The organism is uncultured Brevundimonas sp. (assembly GCF_963975535.1).
GTDB lineage: Bacteria > Pseudomonadota > Alphaproteobacteria > Caulobacterales > Caulobacteraceae > Brevundimonas.
The window spans coordinates 118,137-136,274 of the sequence record NZ_CAXBHE010000002.1; the positions used below are offsets into that span (position 1 = coordinate 118,137).

Consider the following 18,138-nt stretch of genomic DNA (forward strand, 5'->3'; position numbering starts at 1 on the left):
CCTAGCGCCACTGACCCAGGACGTCGCCGGTGGCGCTTTCAAACGCCACCCGGTCCAGCTGAATCGCGGCGATACAGACCGGGCGTTGATCGGGACTCGCGGTCCGGCAGCGGATGGCGCGCCCGCCGGGGAAGCCGACGACGCGCCCTTCCAGCACCAGACGATAGCCGTCCGCCGCCGGTGCCAGCGGCTGATCGCCCTCGGCCCGAATGGAATAGCTGTAGGCGCGGCCGTTGCGTTGGCCGACCCGCGAACTGCCGGTCGGGAAGACCGCGGCCAGGCCGACGGTGTAGGGCGACGGCACGGCCACCCCGCCCTGCAGCGGGTCACGCAGCACACCGGGGCAGGCATCGGAGGCGAGCCACGGGCGCGGAATCCAGAATCCCTCGACGGTCTCCCAGACCACGTCCGCGCCGGCCCCGGCGATCAGGGCCGATTCGGCCCAGTCCCCGGGCGTCAGGCTCAGCTGGATGGATTTGCGATCCCGGCCCCAGGTGGCGCGGGCGACACCGTCGGCGATCGCCGGACCGGCCTGGGCCGGTTTGGGCCCACCACAACCGAACGGCAGACGAACGGCGATCCGGCGGCCGACCAGGGGATCGCTGCCCGACGGGACCTCGCCGGCGACATAGGACGAGGCGGCCCGGGCGGCGGCGCTGACCAGGTCGCCACGGGTCAGGGGCGGTGTCGCGGCGGGCAGGACGGGGGTCACCACCGGGGCCTCGGGCACCTCGACCGCGGGCTCTTCCGGGGGTTTGTCCTTCGGGCCGCACTGGGCCAGCAACAGGCCCGCGGCGATCGAGGTGACAACGACGCCGAGCTTGCGACGATGAATCGGAAACACATTCAGACGAGGCATGGATCGCCCATAACACAAAAACGCTATCCCGGTGACGACATCGGTCGAAAAGGTTGACGGCAGCCGCCCGGGGGGGTCTGCAAAGGTTATGAGTTTCGATCAGATCGCGGCGCTTGTCGTCCTGGTAGCGGTGGTCGGGGTGCTGATCCACGGCAAGGTGCGTTCTGACGTCGCCGCGCTGTCGGCGGCCGCCGCCCTGTTGCTGCTGGGGGTCATTCGCCCCGTCGAGGTCCAGGGGGCCTTCGCCAGCCCGGCCGTCATCGCCCTGGCCTGCCTGTTCGTCATCGCCTACGCCATCGAACTGACCGGGCTGATGGGGCTGCTGATCCGCCAGGCGACGGTCCTCTGCGCCAAGCTGGGCAAGCTGGGCCTGTGGCTGGTCATCATCCTGTGCGGCGGGGCCTCGGCCTTTCTCAACAACACCCCGATCGTGGTGCTGGCCGCGCCGGTGGTGCGCGATGTCGCCAGTTCGATGAACCTGTCGCCGAAGCGGTTCCTGATCCCGCTCAGCTACATCGCCATCATGGGCGGGGCCTGCACCCTGATCGGCACCTCGACCAACCTGCTGGTCAATGACATGGCCCGCAACGCCGGCCAGCCGGTGTTCGGCATGTTCGAGATCACCCCGGTGGCCCTGATCATCGCCGCGGTCGGCGGGGCCTATCTGTTCTTCTTCGGCAGCCGGCTGCTGGCCAACGGGGCCGATGACGGCGAGGGCCACGGCCCGCACGAGCAGACCGGTGACGGCATGCTGGGCGACCTGGAGCTGTTTGCCGTCGACCGGCCGTTCCGGGCCCGCCAGGCCATGGTCGCCATGGGGGTGTTCGTCGCGGTGATCGCCGCCGCCGCCCTGGGCATCGCGCCGATCGCCGCCTCGGCCTTCGCCGGGGCCGTGATCCTGATCCTGATGCGCATCATCACCCCGGAGGAGGCCTATGCCGGCCTGCGGCCCGAGGTGTTGCTGCTGATCGCCGGCATGGTGGTCGTCGGCCTGGCGATCGAGGTTACCGGCCTGGCCGCCGCCGGCACCGAACTGCTGATCGACTTCATCCGGCCGCTGGGCCCGTGGGCGGCGCTGGCGATCCTGTACGGGGTGACGCTGTTCGCTACCGAACTGCTGTCCAACGCCGCCGTGGCCGTGCTGATCACCCCGGTGGCGGTGGCCCTGGCCGAGAGCCTCGGCGTCGAGCCGCGGCCCTTCCTGATCGGGGTGATGATGGCCGCCAGCGCCGCCTTCGCCACCCCGTTCGGCTATCAGACCAATGTGCTCGTCTTCCAGGTCGGCAAGTACAAATACATGGATTTCGTCAAGGTCGGCGTGCCGCTGAACCTGGTCACCTGGATCGCCGGCGTCGCGACCATTCCGCTGTTCTTCCCGTTCTGATTTCGGGGGCCGTCAGGCGGACTGCATCATCACCCAGACCCCGGCGACCAGCAGGGCCAGTCCGATCGCGGTGATAAGCAACGGCGTGACCCGCGACGGCCGCCGCACCTCCAGCACCGCCTCGCCCGGGTCGTCCGGATTGTAGCGAACCCGCACCGTCGCCCCGGCCGGATAGCGGTCGACGATGGCCTGGACCGCCAGCAGCCGGGTGTGCGGATCGATGCCGTGGAAGGCGATCCGTTCACAGTTGTAGGGCTTGCCGTCGACCTCATAGCGATAGGCGACATTGGCGAAATAGCGGATGTGCTCGTCTCCGTCCGCCGTCGCAACCGGGCTTTCCTGATAGCGCGAGGCAGTGACCGTCCCGGTCACACTGGGCCACAGCGCCGCCGTCTCGGACCGGCCCAGGGCCAGGCGATAGTAGATCCAGGCCCCGGCGATGACGATCAGGGCCAGCGCGACCATACCCATGCCCATCGACGAACTTCCTCTGACTGAACCGACCCCGGTCCGGAGAGTGGGCGCAGTGATCGCGCTTGACCAGTCCTTCGGTGGAGACGGGGCTTTCCCCCTGCTGTCGTCATCCTCCGGCGAGGCGCAGCCGGGACCGGGGGACCCAGCGGCGCGGTCGCGTCAGCGATCGCGAAATCTGTCCGTCGCCTTGTGCGTGAACAGATCGCGCTGTCGCGCGCCGCTGGGTCCCCCGGTCTGCGCCGCGCAGACGCGGCTTGCCGGAGGATGACGACTGCTGTTTGAGGGCACTTCGGCGCGAACGGGCGAGATTTCGGTGCGCCCGGGGTAACACCGTACACCCTCTCCCCAACCCCTCTCCCCACGGGAGAGGGGCTTTGGGGACCTACCCCGCGATCAGGCCGAAGTCGGCGACGCGGCCCATGACGTCGCGGACCTGGCCCAGAAGTTTCAGGCGGTTGTCGCGTTCCTCGGGGATCTCGGAATTGACCATCACATCGGTGAAGAAGGTGTCGACCGGGCCGCGCAGGCGCGACAGGGCGGTCATGGCGGCGGCGAAATCCTCGGCCGCGAGGGCGGCGTCGACCCCGGCGCGGGCGGCGATGACGGCCTGGGCCAGGGCGGTCTCGGCCGCGGGTTCACCAGCCAGATCGGTCTGGCGTTCGCCGGTCGGCAGCGGGCCCTTCTTCGCCTCGGCGCGCAGGATGTTGGCGGCGCGCTTGTTGCCCGCCAGCAGATTGGCCCCGTCGTCGGTGGCGAGGAAGGCGTCCAGCGCCTCGACCCGCCGCACGATGCGAACGAGGTCGTCATCACCGAGGGCGAACACCGCGTCGACGAGGTCGTGGCGCTTGCCCTGGTCGCGGAGCAGGACCTTCAGACGGTCGGCGAAGAAGGGGATCAACGTTCCCGTAAGAGCTTTCCAGCGCGAGAACGATACTTCGAGCTGAGGTTCAAGGTCAGCCATGAGCCACTCTCGCCCGACCGGCAGCGGATCGACAGTCAGCCATGCGCTTGCAGTGCCGAGACGCCACTTCTCCAAATCGAACTCGATCGACTTCACCGCTTCGCTTCGTGCCAGCTCTTCGGCAAAGCCGTACCCTCGGTTCAGAGCTTCATCTCGAAGCGTCTGCGTTTGCTCTGCCGACAGTCTCTCCGTCAGGAGGAAGTTGGGCTTAGCCGCCATCTGTCGGATCAAACTGGCCGCCGAATTCCAAACCAACTGATCGAGTGAGACGCTCACGTTCGATTCTACAACTGAGCGCGTAAATCCGAGCGTAGCCCGTCGCAGGGCGAAGGGGTCCTTGGAGCCGGTGGGCTTTTCGTCGATGGCGAAGAAGCCGACCAGGGTGTCCAGCTTGTCGGCCAGGGCCACGGCCACGGTCAGGGGGGCGGTGGGCACGGAGTCGGCAGGACCCTGCGGCTTGTAGTGGTCGCGCACGGCGTCGGCGATGGCGTCGGGATCGCCGGCGGCCCGCGCGTAATACCCGCCCATCACCCCCTGCAGTTCGGGGAATTCCCCGACCATGGCGCTCGCCAGATCGGCTTTCGACAGGCGGGCGGCGCGTTCGGCCTGATCCGGGTCGGCCCCGACCAGGGGGGCGATTTCGCGGGCGCGGGCGGCGATGCGGTCGACGCGGTCGGCCAGGGTGCCCAGTTTGGCGTGGAAGGTGACGCCTTCCAGCTTCTTCGCCCAGACGTCGAAGCCGGTCTTCAGGTCCTCGTCCCAGAAGAAGCGGGCGTCATCCAGCCGCGCCGACAGGACGCGGCTGTTGCCGGCGACCAGGGCGGTGCCGCCGTCGCTGGCCTCAACATTGGCGACCACGAGGAAATGCGGGGCCAGGCCGGGCTGGCCGGGACGGCGAACCGCGAAATATTTCTGGTGCACCTTCATCGACAGCTTCACCACCTCGGGCGGCAGGCTGAGGAAGGCGGGGTCCATGTCCCCGAGGATCGGGGTCGGCCATTCGGCCAGGCCTGCGACCTCGTCCAGCAGGCCGTCGTCATCGACCAGCTCCAGCCCGCGGGCGTGGCAGGTGGCCCGGGCCGCCTCGAGGATGTGCAGGCGGCGTTCGGCGGCGTCGAGGATGACATGGTGGTCGCGCAGCTTGTGGCGGTAGTCGGCGAAGTCGCGCACCGCGAACGGCTTGCCGGGGCCCATGAAGCGGTGGCCTTCGGTGACGTTGTCGCTCTTGATGCCGTCGATCTCGAACGGCACGACATGGCCGTCGAACAGGGCGACGATCCGCTTGAGCGGCCGCACCCAGCGCAATGTGCCGGAGCCCCAGCGCATCGATTTCGGCCAGGGGAAGCCGCGCACGATCTGGTCGACCATGGTGGCGACGACATCGGTGGTGCGCACGCCCCTGGAGGCGATCACGGCCATCCAGACACCGTCGCGGTCGGTCAGCTGGTCCTTGCCGAGGCCGGTCTTGCGCAGGAAGCCGTCCAGCGCCTGGTCCGGGGCCGAGGTGCGGGGCCCCTTGACCTCTTCCTCGCGGTCCGGCGTCGCCGTCGGCAGGCCCTCGACCACCAGGGTCAGGCGGCGCGGCCCGGCGAAGGTGGTCAGCGAGTCCCAGGTCAGGCCCGCGGCCCTGAGCCGTTCGGTTGCCATCCGCTCGAGATCGCGCGCGGCCCCGGCCTGCATCCGGGCGGGGATTTCTTCGGAGAAGAGTTCGATGAGAAGTTGGGGCATCAGGATCTCAAATTATTCCGCTCATCCCGGCGGAAGCCGGGACCCAGTGCATTGGGTGATCCAAAATCACGGGTGCGCGCCGACCGAAGTCCCACGCAGCGTACCTCACGAAAGAACGGGGTCCCGGCTTCCGCCGGGATGAGCGGATATGAATGCTCACGCCCTACCTCTTTCCTGTTCAACCCATTCGCTCGCACAGGCCTTACACAGGTCACGGATGCGGCCGATGTAGCTCTGGCGTTCGGCGACGGCGATGGCGCCGCGGGCGTCCATCAGGTTGAACAGATGGCTGGCCTTCAGCACCTGGTCATAGGCGGGCAGGACCAGGGCCTGGTCCTGCGGGCCCTTCATCGCCAGGAAGCGTTCGACCTCGGCGACCATGTCCTCGAAGCGGCGCTTGAGGCCGTCGACGTCATAGCCGTGGAAATTGGCCTCGGACTGCTGGCGTTCGTTCTCGAGGAAGACCTCGCCGTAGGTGATCGGCTTTTCCCCGTTCACGCCCCTGGCGAAGACGAGGTCGTAAACGCTGTCGACGCCCTGGACATACATGGCCAGACGCTCCAGGCCGTAGGTCAGTTCGCCCGAGACGACATCGACCTCGATGCCGCCGACGCCCTGGAAATAGGTGAACTGGGTCACCTCCATCCCGTCGCACCAGACCTCCCAGCCCAGACCCCAGGCCCCGACCGTGGGGTTCTCCCAGTCGTCCTCGACGAAGCGGATGTCGTGCAGTTTCGGATCGATGCCGATCGCCGCCAGCGAGCCCAGATAGAGTTCCTGAAGGTTGTCGGGGTTGGGCTTCAGGATGACCTGGAATTGGTAATAGTGCTGGAGGCGGTTGGGGTTTTCGCCATAGCGGCCGTCGCCCGGGCGACGCGACGGCTGGACATAGGCGGCCTTCCACGGGCGCGGGCCCAGGGCGCGAAGCACGGTGGCCGGGTGCAGGGTGCCGGCCCCGACCTCGATGTCATAGGGCTGCAGCAGGGCGCAGCCCTGGTCGCCCCAGTATTTCTGAAGCGTCAGGATCAGGTCCTGGAAGGCGAGAGGTTCGGTCGAATGGGGCAAGGGGCGGGCCGCTTCGCAGACGCAAAAAATGACGGCGGACCCTAGGGCTCGCGGCGATCGACTTCAACTGGAGGCGGGCCGATTAGCCATCCGGCACGGCGCAGGGCCGGATCAGTGATCGTCGGGGTCGAGACCGTGGCCGAGAACGGTCGCCCGGACCCACCAGTCCGGATGGGCGGCCGACAGGGCGGCGGCGGCGGCGCGGGCGGTGACGGCATCGGCGCACAGGCCGAACACGGTGGCCCCCGAACCGGACATCCGGGCCAGGCGCACGCCCGGGGTGGCGGCCACGGCCTCGAGGGCCGCTCCGATGGGCGGGCACAGGGCCACGGCCGGGGCCTGAAGGTCATTGCGCTGCCGCCCCAGCCAGTCGATCACCGTCGTGACCCGCCAGTCGGCCGGCGGGGCCGGGCGGTCGACAGCGGCCGCCGGACCCGCGTCATAGGCCCGATAGACAGCTCCGGTCGGCGACGGCACGCCGGGATTGACCAGCACAGCGGCCAGCGGCGGCAGGGCCGGTTCGGGAGTCATCCGGTCGCCCCGGCCCTCGGCCCAGACCGGCCGGGCGAACAGACACATGGGGCCGTCGGCACCGATGTTCCCGGCCACGGCCAGCAGGGTCGCGTCATCCTGGTCGCGGGCGAGAACGCGCCGGGCCAGACGCAGGGCCGCCCCGGCGTCGGCCGAGCCACCGCCCAGACCGGCGGCGACCGGCAACTGCTTGTCCAGCACCAGGGGCAGGGCGGCATCGAGGCCGCGCAGGGCGCGCAACACCAGATTGTCGCCCTCGCCCGCCAGGGCCCCGGCGAAGGGGCCGGTCACGGCCAGTGGTGGCGATCCGGCCGGCGCGACCCTCAGCCGGTCGCCGAGGTCGGCGAAGGCCACGAGGCTGGCGAGCGGATGATAGCCGTCACGGTCCAGGGGCCCGACGTGCAGGAACAGATTGACCTTGGCCGGGGCCAGGGCGTCGCGACGCACGGGGATCTAGGCTCCGGTGCCCGAGACCGGGACGGCGGGGGCCAGCCCCTCGCTCAGCTTGCGTTCGACCTCGGCGCGCTGGTCGGCATCGGGGTCGAGAGTCAGAACCCGCTCCCACTGGAAACCGGCCTCGCGCCGGCGGCCGACCTGCCAGTAGGCGTCGCCGAGATGGTCGTTGATCTCGGCATTGGCCGGCTCCTTGGCCACCGCCGCCTCCAGCGTGTCCACCGCGATCTCGTACTGACCCTGGCGATACTGGGCCCAGCCGAGGGAGTCCTGGATATTGCCGTTGTCGGGTTCGGCCGCGTGGGCCCGGGCGATCATCTCCGCCCCCTGGGCCACCCGCTTGCCGCTGTCGACCCAGAGGTAGCCGAGATAGTTGAGCACGGTCGGGTCGTCGGGCCGGGCCTGCAACGCGGCCCACAGTTCGGCCTCGGCCTCATCGATCCGGCCCAGCGACTCATAGGCGACGCCGCGCACGAAATGGATCTCGAACGGCTGGCCGGCGATGTTGAGCAACGGCCCGTTGAGAATGTCCAGGGCCTCGTCATAGCGGTTGAGCTGGATCAGCTGGGAAGCCAGGACATAGGCGACCTCGGCCTCGTCCGGCACGGACGCCGCCGCCCGGTTGAACTCGTCGAGGGCGGCCTCGGCCTTTTCCTCGCGCTGGAGGCTGCGCCCCATCTCCATGCGCGCCTGACCATAGAGCGCCGGATCGGCGGGGGTGACACGGGCCAGGACGTCACGCGCGTCGACCTCGCGTCCGGCCGCGGCCAGGGCCTGACCCAGCCGGAACCGGGTCAGGTCGTTGGGGTCGAGGTTCAGGGCCAGGCGCAGATAGACGGCGGCGACCTCGGCCCCGCCCTCGGTCGAGGCCTGGATCGCGGCGATGGTCAGGATGTCCGCCGCCCCGGCACGCAGGGTCGGCGCGGCCGGGGGCCGCCCCCGGGCCAGCAGGCGCGCCCGTCCCCGGGTCACGGTCGGATCCGTGCTGCCCCCGGCGATGGCGGCGTCATAGACCGCGAGGGCCTCGGCCCGCTTGCCGCGCCGTTCCAGGTATTCGGCATAGGAGCGACGGAACAGCTGGGCCCCCAGCGGACTCGCGGTCAGGGTCGCGAAGGCAGCCTCGGCCTCGGCATACTGGCGGTGGTTTTCCAGCAGCAGCGCGCGGCTGTGGCGCATGAACAGCGACGTCGGATCGGTCGCGGTGGCGGACGGCTGCCCCAGGGCCAGGTCCCAGTCACCGGCGGCGGCGGCAATCCAGGGCCGGACATAGAGGCCGGCGCGGGCGTGCGGCTGGCCGATCGGGGCGACGCGGAGTTCGGCCAGACCGGCGGCCGGATCGTCATGCACGAAGGCCTGGACCACCGCGACAAGACGGCCGGCCTCGCTGATCACCGGCGGCACGCCGTCGCCCGACGGCCGCAGGCGGGCGGCCAGGTCGAGATCGCCGGACAACAGGGCCGCGGTGAAGGTCTGCAGCCGCACCGCGGGCTGCTCCGGGGTCAGGGCCTCGACATCGGCGTACAGGGCGGCCCCGGTCTCGCCCAGACCCCGCGACTGGGCCAGACGCCCGGCCAGATACAGACCGTAGGCCGACCGGCCCTCGGCATTGCGCGGAACCGGGGCCCAGACGGCGGGAATCGGGATGATTTCCGGCTCCGCAACCTCGGCGTCCTCAACAGCCTCGACGGGGATGGCCTCAGAATCCGTGGGCCCGGGCACGATTTCCGGCAGTCTCGGCACCGGTGCGGGCTGGACCGGGCCGGCCGGCACGGCGATGCCGGGGGGCACCTCCTGGGCCAGGGTCGATGCGGCAAAGCCCACCGACATCAGGCCGGCGACGGAAGCGGAGGTGATCAGACGAATGAGGCGCATGCAATAACCCTCACCGCTTTGTAAGGCGCTCGCAAGGCCTCACGCCCGGGACGATCACATATTCGGATAGTTCGGCCCGCCGCCGCCCTCGGGCGTGGTCCAGACGATGTTCTGCGACGGGTCCTTGATGTCGCAGGTTTTGCAGTGGACGCAGTTCTGGGCGTTGATCTGGAAGCGCGGATTGGACCGGCCGTCCTCGTCGTACAGCACCTCATAGACCCCGGCCGGGCAGTAGAGCCGGGCCGGTTCGCCGTATTTCGGCAGGTTGACGGCGATCGGGATCGACGGGTTCAGCAGCTTCAGATGGGCCGGCTGTTCCTCGGCGTGGTTGGTGTTGGAGATGAACACCGAGCTGAGCTTGTCGAAGCTGAGCTTGCCGTCCGGTTTCGGATAGGCGATCGGCGCATGTTTCGACGCGAGTTCGGTCGAGGCCGCGTCGGTCTTGCCGTGCTTCTGGGTGCCGAACAGCGAGAAGCCACCGAACAGGGCCCCGCACCACAGGTCGAACACGCCGAGCGCCCCGCCGAGGGTGGTGCCGTATTTCGACAGCAGCGGCTTGGCGTTGCGGACGGTCTTCAGCTCCTTGCGGACCCAGCTGTGATCGTAGGCGGCCTGGTATTCGACCAGGGTGTCGCCGGCCCGTCCGGCGATGACGGCCTCATAGGCGGCGTCGGCGGCCAGCATGCCGGTCTTCATCGCATTGTGGCTGCCCTTGATGCGCGGCACATTGACGAAGCCGGCCGAGCAGCCGATCAGCGCGCCGCCCGGGAAGGCCAGTTTCGGCACCGACTGGAAGCCGCCCTCGGTGATGGCCCGCGCGCCATAGGAGATGCGGGTGCCGCCCTCGAGGTGTTCACTGATGGCCGGATGGTGCTTGAAGCGCTGGAACTCGTCGAACGGCGACAGGAAGGGGTTCTTGTAGTTCAGGTGCACGACATAGCCGATCGCCACATAGCGATCGCCGAAATGGTACATGAAGCTGCCACCGCCGGTGTGCTCGTCCAGCGGCCAGCCGGTGGTGTGCTGGGCCAGGCCGGGCTGGTGTTTCTCGGCCGGGACCTGCCACAGCTCCTTGAGGCCGATGCCGTATTTCTGCGGCTGGCAGTCGGCGGCCAGCTTGTGGCGGGCCATGATGGTCTTGGCCAGCGAGCCGCGCACGCCCTCGGCGATGAAGACGTATTTGCCGTGCAGTTCGATACCGGGCTGGAAATCACCGGTCGGCCTGCCCTCGCGGTCGATGCCGAAGACGCCGGCGACGACGCCCTTCACCCGGCCGGACGGTTCGTCCCAGACGACATGGCTGGCGGCCATGCCGGGGTAGACCTCAACGCCCAGGGCCTCGGCCTGCTCACCCAGCCAGCGCGACAGGTTGCCGAGCGAGGCGATGTAGCAGCCGTGGTTGTGCATCATCGGCGGCAGGGCGAACATCGGCAGGCTGATCTGGCCCATCGGACCCAGCACCATGAAGCGGTCCTTCGTCACCGGGGTTTCCAGCGGGGCACCGCGGGCCTTCCAGTCGGGGAACAGCTCGTTCAGGGCCCGGGGGTCGATGACCGCGCCGGACAGGATGTGGCCGCCGATCTCGGCGCTCTTTTCCAGAACAGCGACGGAGATCTCCTTACCGTCCCTTTCCGCCCTCTGCTTCAGGCGAATGGCGGCGGACAGGCCGGCGGGGCCGCCGCCCACGATGACGACGTCATAGTCCATGACCTCGCGCTCGACGCCCGTCAGGGCCTCCAGCGGCGGCAGGTTGTCGATGATGGCTTCCTGCGCCGGGTTGACGGCACCGCCCTCGATCGCTTGCTCGGCCATGAAGCTCTGTTCCCGGTCATTTCTGTAATCCCTGTCTTATCGGAACGTGACGCGGGGGCGGTCAAGGCTTATCCCTGTCAGAACCCATGAACATGCCGCCATCCGACACCGCCGCGACCGAAAGCCTGCTCGCCTTCTGGCGCGATGCGGGGGTCGACGCCTGCTTCGAGGATGGTCCCGTCGACCGCACCCATGTCCAGCCGCCCCCGGCCCTGAAGGCCGTGGCGCGGGCGACCGCGGCGGTCGTGGCCCGACCGGATACCGACGCGGCCCGGACCGAGGCGCGCCGGCTGGCGGCAGCCGCCGAAAACATGGCGGCGCTGGCCGACGCCATCGCGGGGTTCGGGGGTTGCCCGCTGAGTGGCCTCGGCGCGAGCCGGTCGGTGTTCGCCCGGGGCGACCCCGCAGCCCCCGTCCTGATCATCGGCGAGGGCCCGGGCACCGAGGAAGACGCCCAGGGCGCGCCCTTCGTCGGCCAGGCCGGACGATTGCTGGACCGGATGCTGGAGGCCGCCGGCCTGACCGACCGGGTCTTCATCACCAACACCGTCTACTGGAAGCCACCCGGCAACCGCAGCCCCACGGCGCAGGAGCAGGCGGTGTGCGCGCCGTTCGTCGACCGGGTCTGCGACCTGATGCGGCCCCGGGTCGTGCTGCTGGTCGGGGCGGCGGCGGCGCGCTCGGTGCTGGGCAGCGAGGAGGGCATCATGCGGCTGCGCGGCCAGTGGAAAGACTGGCATCTGCCCGAGGGCGGCTTCGTCGTGCCGGTCATGCCGACCCTGCACCCGGCCTTCCTGTTGCGCCAGCCCCAGGCCAAGCGGCAGGTCTGGGCCGATCTGCTGGCCCTGACGGCCCGCCTGGACGGCCATTCGACGACCGCCTGACTCAATATCGCCCCAAAAGGCGAACACGGTGGACCCGGATGCAGGGTCTGGCACCAATGTTGCCTGATCACCGAACACAGGTGTGTCACGGGTCCGTTTCGAGACGCACCGCACCACGACCGCCAGGGGGGCCGCCAGACATGTTCCGTTTCTGCCATGCCCTTCTTGCGCCCGCACTGGTGCTGGCCCTTTCAGCCGTCGCCACGACCGCGACGGCGGGCCCGGACGAACCCCGTAATGCGCCCAGCACCCTGAGTTCGGCCGACCGCCTCAGCTACACCACCGCCTTCGACGCCCTGCGCCGGGGGGATCTCGAGCTGGCCCGCGCCTCGGCGCGCCAGGCAAATGACCATGTGCTGGTGGGACAGGTCGAGTTCGAGCGCCTGTTCCATCGCGACTATGTCGCCACTTATGAAGACCTGTGCGCCTGGCTCGAGGAATTCAGCGACCTGCCGGACGCCCCGCGCGCCTATGATCTGGCCCTGCGACGCCGTCCCGATGGCGCGCCCGAGCCGAAACGCCCGCCGAGCGTCAGTGAACGCAGCTGGGACAGTCTTGTCACCGCCGAGGGCGGCCAGGCGGCCGGCGACCCGATGAAGGCCGCCCGGATCGCCTATAACGGCAACAACCTGCCCGGGGCGATCACCATCGGCGAACAGATCGGCGACTGGTGGATCGTCGGGCTGGCGACCTATCGCCAGGCCGAGTTCGGCCGGTCCCTGCGCGCCTTCGAACGCGTGGCCAACGATCCGACCGAAGACGCCTGGGTGCGCGCCGGAGCCGCCGTCTGGAGCGCCAAATCCGCCGCACGCGCCGGTCAGCAGGACCGGGTCCAGCATTTCCTGCGGATGGCGAGCCGCTGGCCGGCGACCTTCTACGGCCAGATCGCCCTGCGTCAGCTGGGCGAGGAGCCGGTGATCGAGAACAACGGACCGCGGGCCTATGAGGCGACCCTGCAGCCCGCGCTGAGCCGCAATGACGAGCCGATCGGGGTCGAGGTCGACGAACTGGACGATTTCATCCGGTCGGACGACCGGGCGCGCCGCACCGTGGCCTATTTCGAGATCGGCCGCCGGACGGACGCCCAGAACGAATTGCGCAGCGGCCTGCACAGCGCCGTCGGCGACGCGGCCCGACGCCTTTGGATCGGTCTGGCCCGGGCCCTGGGCCCACGCGTCACCGGCTCAAATGACGAAGCCGAACGGATCGACGCCCGGCGCTATCCGATGCCGGTGCTGGAGCCCGAGGGTGGCTTCACCATCGAGCGGGCGCTGGTCTATGCGATCGCGCGCAAGGAGACCGGGTTCAACGCCCAGGCGCGGTCGAGCGCCGGGGCCTATGGCATCATGCAGGTGATGCCGACCACGGCCGCCGAACTGGCCGGTGACCGCGGCTTCGTCACCGATCCGCAGCGCCTGCTGCAGCCAGCGGTGAACCTGAAACTGGGCCAGGCCTATATCAACCGCATGCTGCAGATGTCGGCCCTGCAGGGCGACCTGCTGCGCGCCGCGGCCTCCTACAACGCCGGACCCGGTCCGATGCTGGGGGCGATCCGCAAACTGGGCCAGGACGCCGATCCGCTGCTGCTGATCGAGACCATCGACGTGCCGCAGGCGCGGGACTACGTCGAGAAGGTGGTCGCCGCCTACTGGATCTATCAGCGCATGCTGGGCGGGCCGCTGAACACGCTGGACGCCGTGGCCTCGGGTGCGTCCCTGGTGCCGATCAGTCTGGACTATGTCGCGCCGCCGCCGGTGGCGGTGGAAATGGCCCAGGTGCCGTCGGTCGAAGGCAGTCGCTGAGGCCTGCCCCCCCGCCTCAGATGAGGCTGGCGATCAGCAGGGCCGGCAGGCAGCAGGCCACCAGGATCAGCAGACCATAGACCCGCAGGCCCGGGCCCTGGGCGGTTGCCGGATGCTGAGCGTGCGGGACGGCCATGATCGACTCCTGCGCAGACGGTTTCGAGCGCGGGCATCAAGCTAACGCCGTTCGGTTAAGTCCCGGTTCGCGCGCGCGGTTAACCCGGCGTAAGCGCCTCGGCCGTCCAGGTGGCGAGGTCGGGCTGGGCCAGCAGGGCCTCGACATAGGCGCGGGCCACGCCGTCGGTGTCTCCATGGTCGGCCAGGTCGATCTGGTAGTGCCGGATCCGGGTCGCCACCGGGGTGAAGAAGGCGTCCGGCACCGACCAGTCACCGAACAGATACGGCCCGGCCGCACCGAAGCGGGACCGCATCCCGGACCAGAGATCGACGAGGCGGCGCAGGTCGCGGGCCACGGCCTCGCCGGCCGGCGGGGACGCGCGGTCGGGACCGACCATGGTGTGATCCGGTCCCATGCCGCACTCGGTGCGCAGGGCCATGAAGCCGCCGTGCATCTCGCAGGCGGCCGAGCGGGCCAGCCAGCGGGCGTGGGCGTCGGCGGGCCACAGCTTCGCCTCGGGCCAGCGTTCGGCACACCAGACCGAGATGGCCATGGAGTCCCAGATGGTCTCGCCCTCGACCTTGAGCAGGGGCACCAGCCGCGACGGCGAGACCCGCGCCAGCTCGGCCTGGCCCTCGGGCGCATGGATGTCGATCTCGTGCACCGTGAAGTCCGCGCCGCAGCGCTTCAGCACCAGCCAGGGACGCAGGGACCAGGTCGAATACAGCCGGGGGCCGATGATCAGTTCCATGCTGCTCTCTCCTGTCAGACGCGCCTCTGTCCTGACCCGGGGCCGGTGTCGATGCAAGCGTGTGATCGGGCGACGCCTTGACTCACGGGGGTCTTGGACCGACACCCCGCGCCCATGATCATTCGTTATTCCCGCCCCGAAGCCGTCGCCATCTGGTCGCAAGAGACCAAATACCGGATCTGGTTCGAGATCGAGGCCCATGCCGCCACGCGGATGGCCGAGCTGGGCACCATCCCGGCCAGCGCCGCCGAGGCCATCTGGGCCAGGGGCAAGGACGTGGTGTTCGACGCCGATCGCATCGACGAGATCGAACGCACCACCAAACACGACGTCATCGCCTTCCTGACCCATGTGTCGGAGCTCGTCGGCGAGGAAGCCCGCTTCCTGCACCAGGGCATGACCTCATCCGATGTGCTGGACACCTGTTTCTCGGTGCAGCTTGCGCGGGCCTCGGACCTGCTGGTCGCGGGCGTCGACCGGGTGCTGGCGGCACTGGAGACGCGGGCGAAGGAGCACAAGCTGACGGCCTGCGTCGGCCGCAGCCACGGCATCCACGCCGAGCCGGTGACCTTCGGGCTGAAGCTGGCCGGCTATCACGCCGAATTCCAGCGGGCGAAGCGCCGCCTGCTGACCGCCAGGGAAGAGATCGCCACCTGTGCCATCTCCGGGGCCGTGGGCACCTTCGCCAATGTCGATCCGGCGGTTGAGGCCTATGTCGCCGACAAGATGGGCCTGTCCGTCGAGCCGGTCTCGACCCAGGTGATCCCGCGCGACCGCCACGCGGCCTTCTTCGCGGCGCTGGGCGTGGTGGCGTCATCGGTCGAGCGACTGGCCGTAGAAATCCGCCATCTGCAGCGCACCGAGGTGCTGGAGGCCGAGGAGTTCTTCGACAAGGGCCAGAAGGGCTCGTCGGCCATGCCGCACAAGCGCAACCCGATCCTGACCGAGAACCTGACCGGCCTGGCCCGTCTGGTGCGCTCGGCCGTGGTGCCGGCGATGGAGAATGTCGCCCTGTGGCACGAGCGGGACATCAGCCATTCCTCGGTCGAGCGCGGCATCGGCCCGGACGCCACCATCCACCTGGACTTTGCCCTGCATCGTCTGGCGGGCGTGGTCGAGCGGCTGAACGTCTATCCGGCCAATATGGAGAAGAACCTCAACCTGCTGGGCGGGCTGGTGCATTCGCAGCGGGTCATGCTGGCCCTGACCCAGGCGGGGGTGAGCCGCGAGGACGCCTATGCCGCGGTGCAGGAGAACGCGATGAAGGTGTGGCGCGGCGAGGGCCGGTTCCTCGACTTCCTCAAGGCCGACGCCCGGGTCACCCTGCCGGAGGCGCAGCTCGAGGCCCTGTTCGACATCGGCTATCACACCAAACACATCGACACGGTGTTCGCGCGGGTGTTCGGGGCCAGCTGATGACCGGCCTGGCGCTTCGACTCAATCCCGCGATCGACGCCGAGGCCGCCGCCCGGGCCTATACCCGGGACGGCTTCGTCCAGATCGCCGATGTGTTCGAGCCCGCCGTCGCGGACGCGCTGGCCACCCTGCTGGAGACGGGCCTCGACTGGGACCTGGCCTTCGAGGGCGAGGACGGCCGTCCCGCGGTCCTGACCCGGGCCCAGATCGCCGCTGCCGGCGAGCCGGTGCTGCGCGAGCGGCTGAAGGGCATGCTGGCCCGGGCGGGGGGTCAGTATGGTTTCATGTACCTGAGCTACCCGCTGATCAGCGCCTATCTGGCCGGTCGCGACCCCGGCCATGCGATCCACGGCCTGACCGAATGGCTGAACCAGGAGTTTGTCCGCTTCGGAGCCTCGGTCACCGGCCAGCCGCAGGTGGTCAAGGCCGACGGCCAGGCGACCCGCTACCGGCCCGGCGATTTCATCGGCCTGCACAATGACGTCGGCAGCGAGGTCAGCGACCGGCTGACCGCCTATACGCTGGGCCTGACCCGCGAATGGCGACCCGACTGGGGCGGCCAGCTGCTGTTTCATGACGACGCCGGCGACGTGACCCGCGGCCATGCCCCGCGCTGGAACACCCTGACCCTGTTCCGGGTGCCGCAGCTGCATTCCGTGGCCCCGGTGGCCGCCTATGCCCGGGGCACGCGGCTGTCGATCGTCGGCTGGCTCCGGGATGCCGGTTCCACTGCCCGCTGAGCCGGCGACGCGGCGACGGGCCGGTTTCGCCCCCGTCGTCGACGCGCACACGCGCCTGCTGATTCTGGGCAGCCTGCCCGGCGATGCGTCGCTGGCGGCCGGGCAATACTATGCCCATCCGCGCAACGGCTTCTGGCGACTGACGGGCGGGGTGATCGGACGCGATCTGGTCGACCTCGCCTATCCGCAGCGGCTGGCGGCGCTGCAGGCCGCCGGAATCGGTCTGTGGGATGTGATCACCACCGCGCACCGTACCGGCAGCCTCGACACGGCGATCCGCGATCCGGAGTTCGCCGACCTGACCGGCCTGGTCGCGACCCTGCCGCACCTGAGGGCCGTGGCCTTCAACGGCGCGACGGCGGCCCGGGCCGGGCGGCGGGTCCTGGCCACAGGCGCGGGCGGGCTGACCCTGATCGACCTGCCGTCCTCCAGTCCGGCCCACGCGCGGCCGCTGGCCGACAAGGCGCGCGCCTGGGCCGGTCTGGGCGAGGTCCTCGATCCCTAGAGCGGGGTGCGCCACGATGTCGCGCCCTTTCGCCGGCCCGCGATGCATCCAAATCGCGCGCCGACAGTAGCTGTCTGTAATGCCGCCGATGCGCGGCCTTACAGGAGAGAACCGATGACAATCACACGCCCGACCATTCTCGCCGGCGTCTCGCTGGCCGCCCTGCTGGCCCTGGCCGCCTGCAACAACAACGAAGCCCCGGCCCCGGAGGCCGCCCCGGCGGACGCCATGGCCCCTGCCGCGGCCGAACCCATGGTCGGCGGCGCGTCGATGAGCCCGTCCGACACCATCGTCACCAATGCCGCCAAGGCGTCCAACCTCACGACCCTGGTCAGCGCCGTCCAGACGGCCGGCCTGGTCGAGACGCTGAACGGACCGGGTCCCTATACGGTGTTCGCACCGGACAATGCCGCCTTTGCGAAGCTGCCGGCGGCGACGGTGACCGGCCTGATGGCTCCGGCCGGCAAGGCGGACCTGACCAAGATCCTGACCTATCATGTGGTCCCGGGTCGCCTGACCGCCGCGGACATCGCCGCCCAGGCCACGGCCAGCGGCGGCACCGCCACCCTGACCACCGTGCAGGGCGAGTCGCTCAAGGTGTCCGCCGGCCCCAACGGCAGCTGGGTCATCACCGACGCCAAGGGCGGAACCTCGACCATAACCCAGGCCGACGTCGCCCAGTCGAACGGCATGGTTCATGTGATCGACACGGTCCTGATGCCGTAAGCGTTTCCGCGCGCCCGTTCGGGCGCGGCGGACGCCGGATGACGGCCGGCCCCGGTC

At 69.6% G+C, this 18,138-nt stretch carries 15 protein-coding genes; 7 read left to right on the forward strand and 8 right to left on the reverse strand.

Annotation, left to right across the window (positions count from 1 at the left end; translation table 11 throughout):
- Position 1: 1 nt before the first annotated feature.
- Positions 2–859 carry a hypothetical protein gene (locus AACZ75_RS02850; protein WP_339871127.1) on the reverse strand — a complete coding sequence of 286 codons (858 nt, stop codon included), beginning with the start codon at positions 857–859 and terminating at the stop codon, positions 2–4.
- An 88-nt stretch (positions 860–947) separates the two neighbouring features.
- On the opposite strand from AACZ75_RS02850, the gene AACZ75_RS02855 reads away from it, so the two are divergent.
- Positions 948–2,243 carry an SLC13 family permease gene (locus AACZ75_RS02855; protein ID WP_339871128.1) on the forward strand — a complete coding sequence of 432 codons (1,296 nt, stop codon included), beginning with the start codon at positions 948–950 and terminating at the stop codon, positions 2,241–2,243.
- A 12-nt stretch (positions 2,244–2,255) separates the two neighbouring features.
- On the opposite strand, the gene AACZ75_RS02860 is transcribed toward AACZ75_RS02855, so the two are convergent.
- The 6 genes from AACZ75_RS02860 to AACZ75_RS02885 form a co-directional block, all read right to left on the reverse strand.
- Positions 2,256–2,720: a DUF3592 domain-containing protein gene (locus AACZ75_RS02860; protein ID WP_339871129.1), complete on the reverse strand. Its 465-nt coding sequence runs from the start codon at positions 2,718–2,720 to the stop codon at positions 2,256–2,258.
- Positions 2,721–3,099: 379 nt separating this feature from the next.
- Positions 3,100–5,406, reverse strand: coding sequence for a glycine--tRNA ligase subunit beta (gene glyS / locus AACZ75_RS02865; protein ID WP_339871130.1), 2,307 nt, complete (start codon positions 5,404–5,406; stop codon positions 3,100–3,102).
- Positions 5,407–5,562: 156 nt separating this feature from the next.
- Positions 5,563–6,471 carry a glycine--tRNA ligase subunit alpha gene (locus AACZ75_RS02870; RefSeq protein ID WP_300447973.1) on the reverse strand — a complete coding sequence of 303 codons (909 nt, stop codon included), beginning with the start codon at positions 6,469–6,471 and terminating at the stop codon, positions 5,563–5,565.
- Positions 6,472–6,582: 111 nt separating this feature from the next.
- Positions 6,583–7,449, reverse strand: coding sequence for a 4-(cytidine 5'-diphospho)-2-C-methyl-D-erythritol kinase (locus AACZ75_RS02875; RefSeq protein WP_339871131.1), 867 nt, complete (start codon positions 7,447–7,449; stop codon positions 6,583–6,585).
- A 6-nt stretch (positions 7,450–7,455) separates the two neighbouring features.
- Positions 7,456–9,327 (reverse strand): tetratricopeptide repeat protein, encoded by a 1,872-nt coding sequence (locus AACZ75_RS02880; RefSeq protein WP_339871133.1) that lies wholly within the window; start codon positions 9,325–9,327, stop codon positions 7,456–7,458.
- A 54-nt stretch (positions 9,328–9,381) separates the two neighbouring features.
- Positions 9,382–11,034: an electron transfer flavoprotein-ubiquinone oxidoreductase gene (locus AACZ75_RS02885; RefSeq protein WP_339871440.1), complete on the reverse strand. Its 1,653-nt coding sequence runs from the start codon at positions 11,032–11,034 to the stop codon at positions 9,382–9,384.
- Between the two features lie 191 nt (positions 11,035–11,225).
- Between AACZ75_RS02885 and AACZ75_RS02890 the strand changes: the two genes are divergently transcribed.
- Together AACZ75_RS02890 and AACZ75_RS02895 are read left to right on the forward strand one after the other, a co-directional pair.
- Positions 11,226–12,023, forward strand: coding sequence for a uracil-DNA glycosylase (locus AACZ75_RS02890; RefSeq protein ID WP_339871135.1), 798 nt, complete (start codon positions 11,226–11,228; stop codon positions 12,021–12,023).
- A 140-nt stretch (positions 12,024–12,163) separates the two neighbouring features.
- On the forward strand, positions 12,164–13,825 hold the full coding sequence (locus AACZ75_RS02895) for a lytic transglycosylase domain-containing protein (protein WP_339871136.1): 1,662 nt from the start codon (positions 12,164–12,166) through the stop codon (positions 13,823–13,825).
- A gap of 215 nt (positions 13,826–14,040) precedes the next feature.
- On the opposite strand, the gene AACZ75_RS02900 is transcribed toward AACZ75_RS02895, so the two are convergent.
- Positions 14,041–14,694, reverse strand: a complete 654-nt coding sequence (locus tag AACZ75_RS02900) for a glutathione S-transferase (RefSeq protein ID WP_339871137.1) — start codon at positions 14,692–14,694, stop codon at positions 14,041–14,043.
- 114 nt (positions 14,695–14,808) lie between these two features.
- Between AACZ75_RS02900 and purB the strand changes: the two genes are divergently transcribed.
- The 4 genes from purB to AACZ75_RS02920 all read left to right on the forward strand — a co-directional run bounded on the left by purB (position 14,809) and on the right by AACZ75_RS02920 (position 18,081).
- Entirely contained in the window at positions 14,809–16,110 is a 1,302-nt protein-coding gene (purB, locus tag AACZ75_RS02905) for an adenylosuccinate lyase (protein ID WP_339871138.1), read from the forward strand.
- Positions 16,110–16,850: a 2OG-Fe(II) oxygenase family protein gene (locus AACZ75_RS02910; RefSeq protein ID WP_339871139.1), complete on the forward strand. Its 741-nt coding sequence runs from the start codon at positions 16,110–16,112 to the stop codon at positions 16,848–16,850. Before purB ends, AACZ75_RS02910 begins: the two co-directional genes overlap by 1 nt.
- Positions 16,828–17,355, forward strand: a complete 528-nt coding sequence (locus AACZ75_RS02915; RefSeq protein ID WP_339871140.1) for a DNA-deoxyinosine glycosylase — start codon at positions 16,828–16,830, stop codon at positions 17,353–17,355. The genes AACZ75_RS02910 and AACZ75_RS02915 overlap by 23 nt, the downstream gene beginning before the upstream one ends.
- Positions 17,356–17,469: 114 nt before the next feature.
- Entirely contained in the window at positions 17,470–18,081 is a 612-nt protein-coding gene (locus AACZ75_RS02920) for a fasciclin domain-containing protein (RefSeq protein WP_339871141.1), read from the forward strand.
- Positions 18,082–18,138 lie beyond the last annotated feature (57 nt).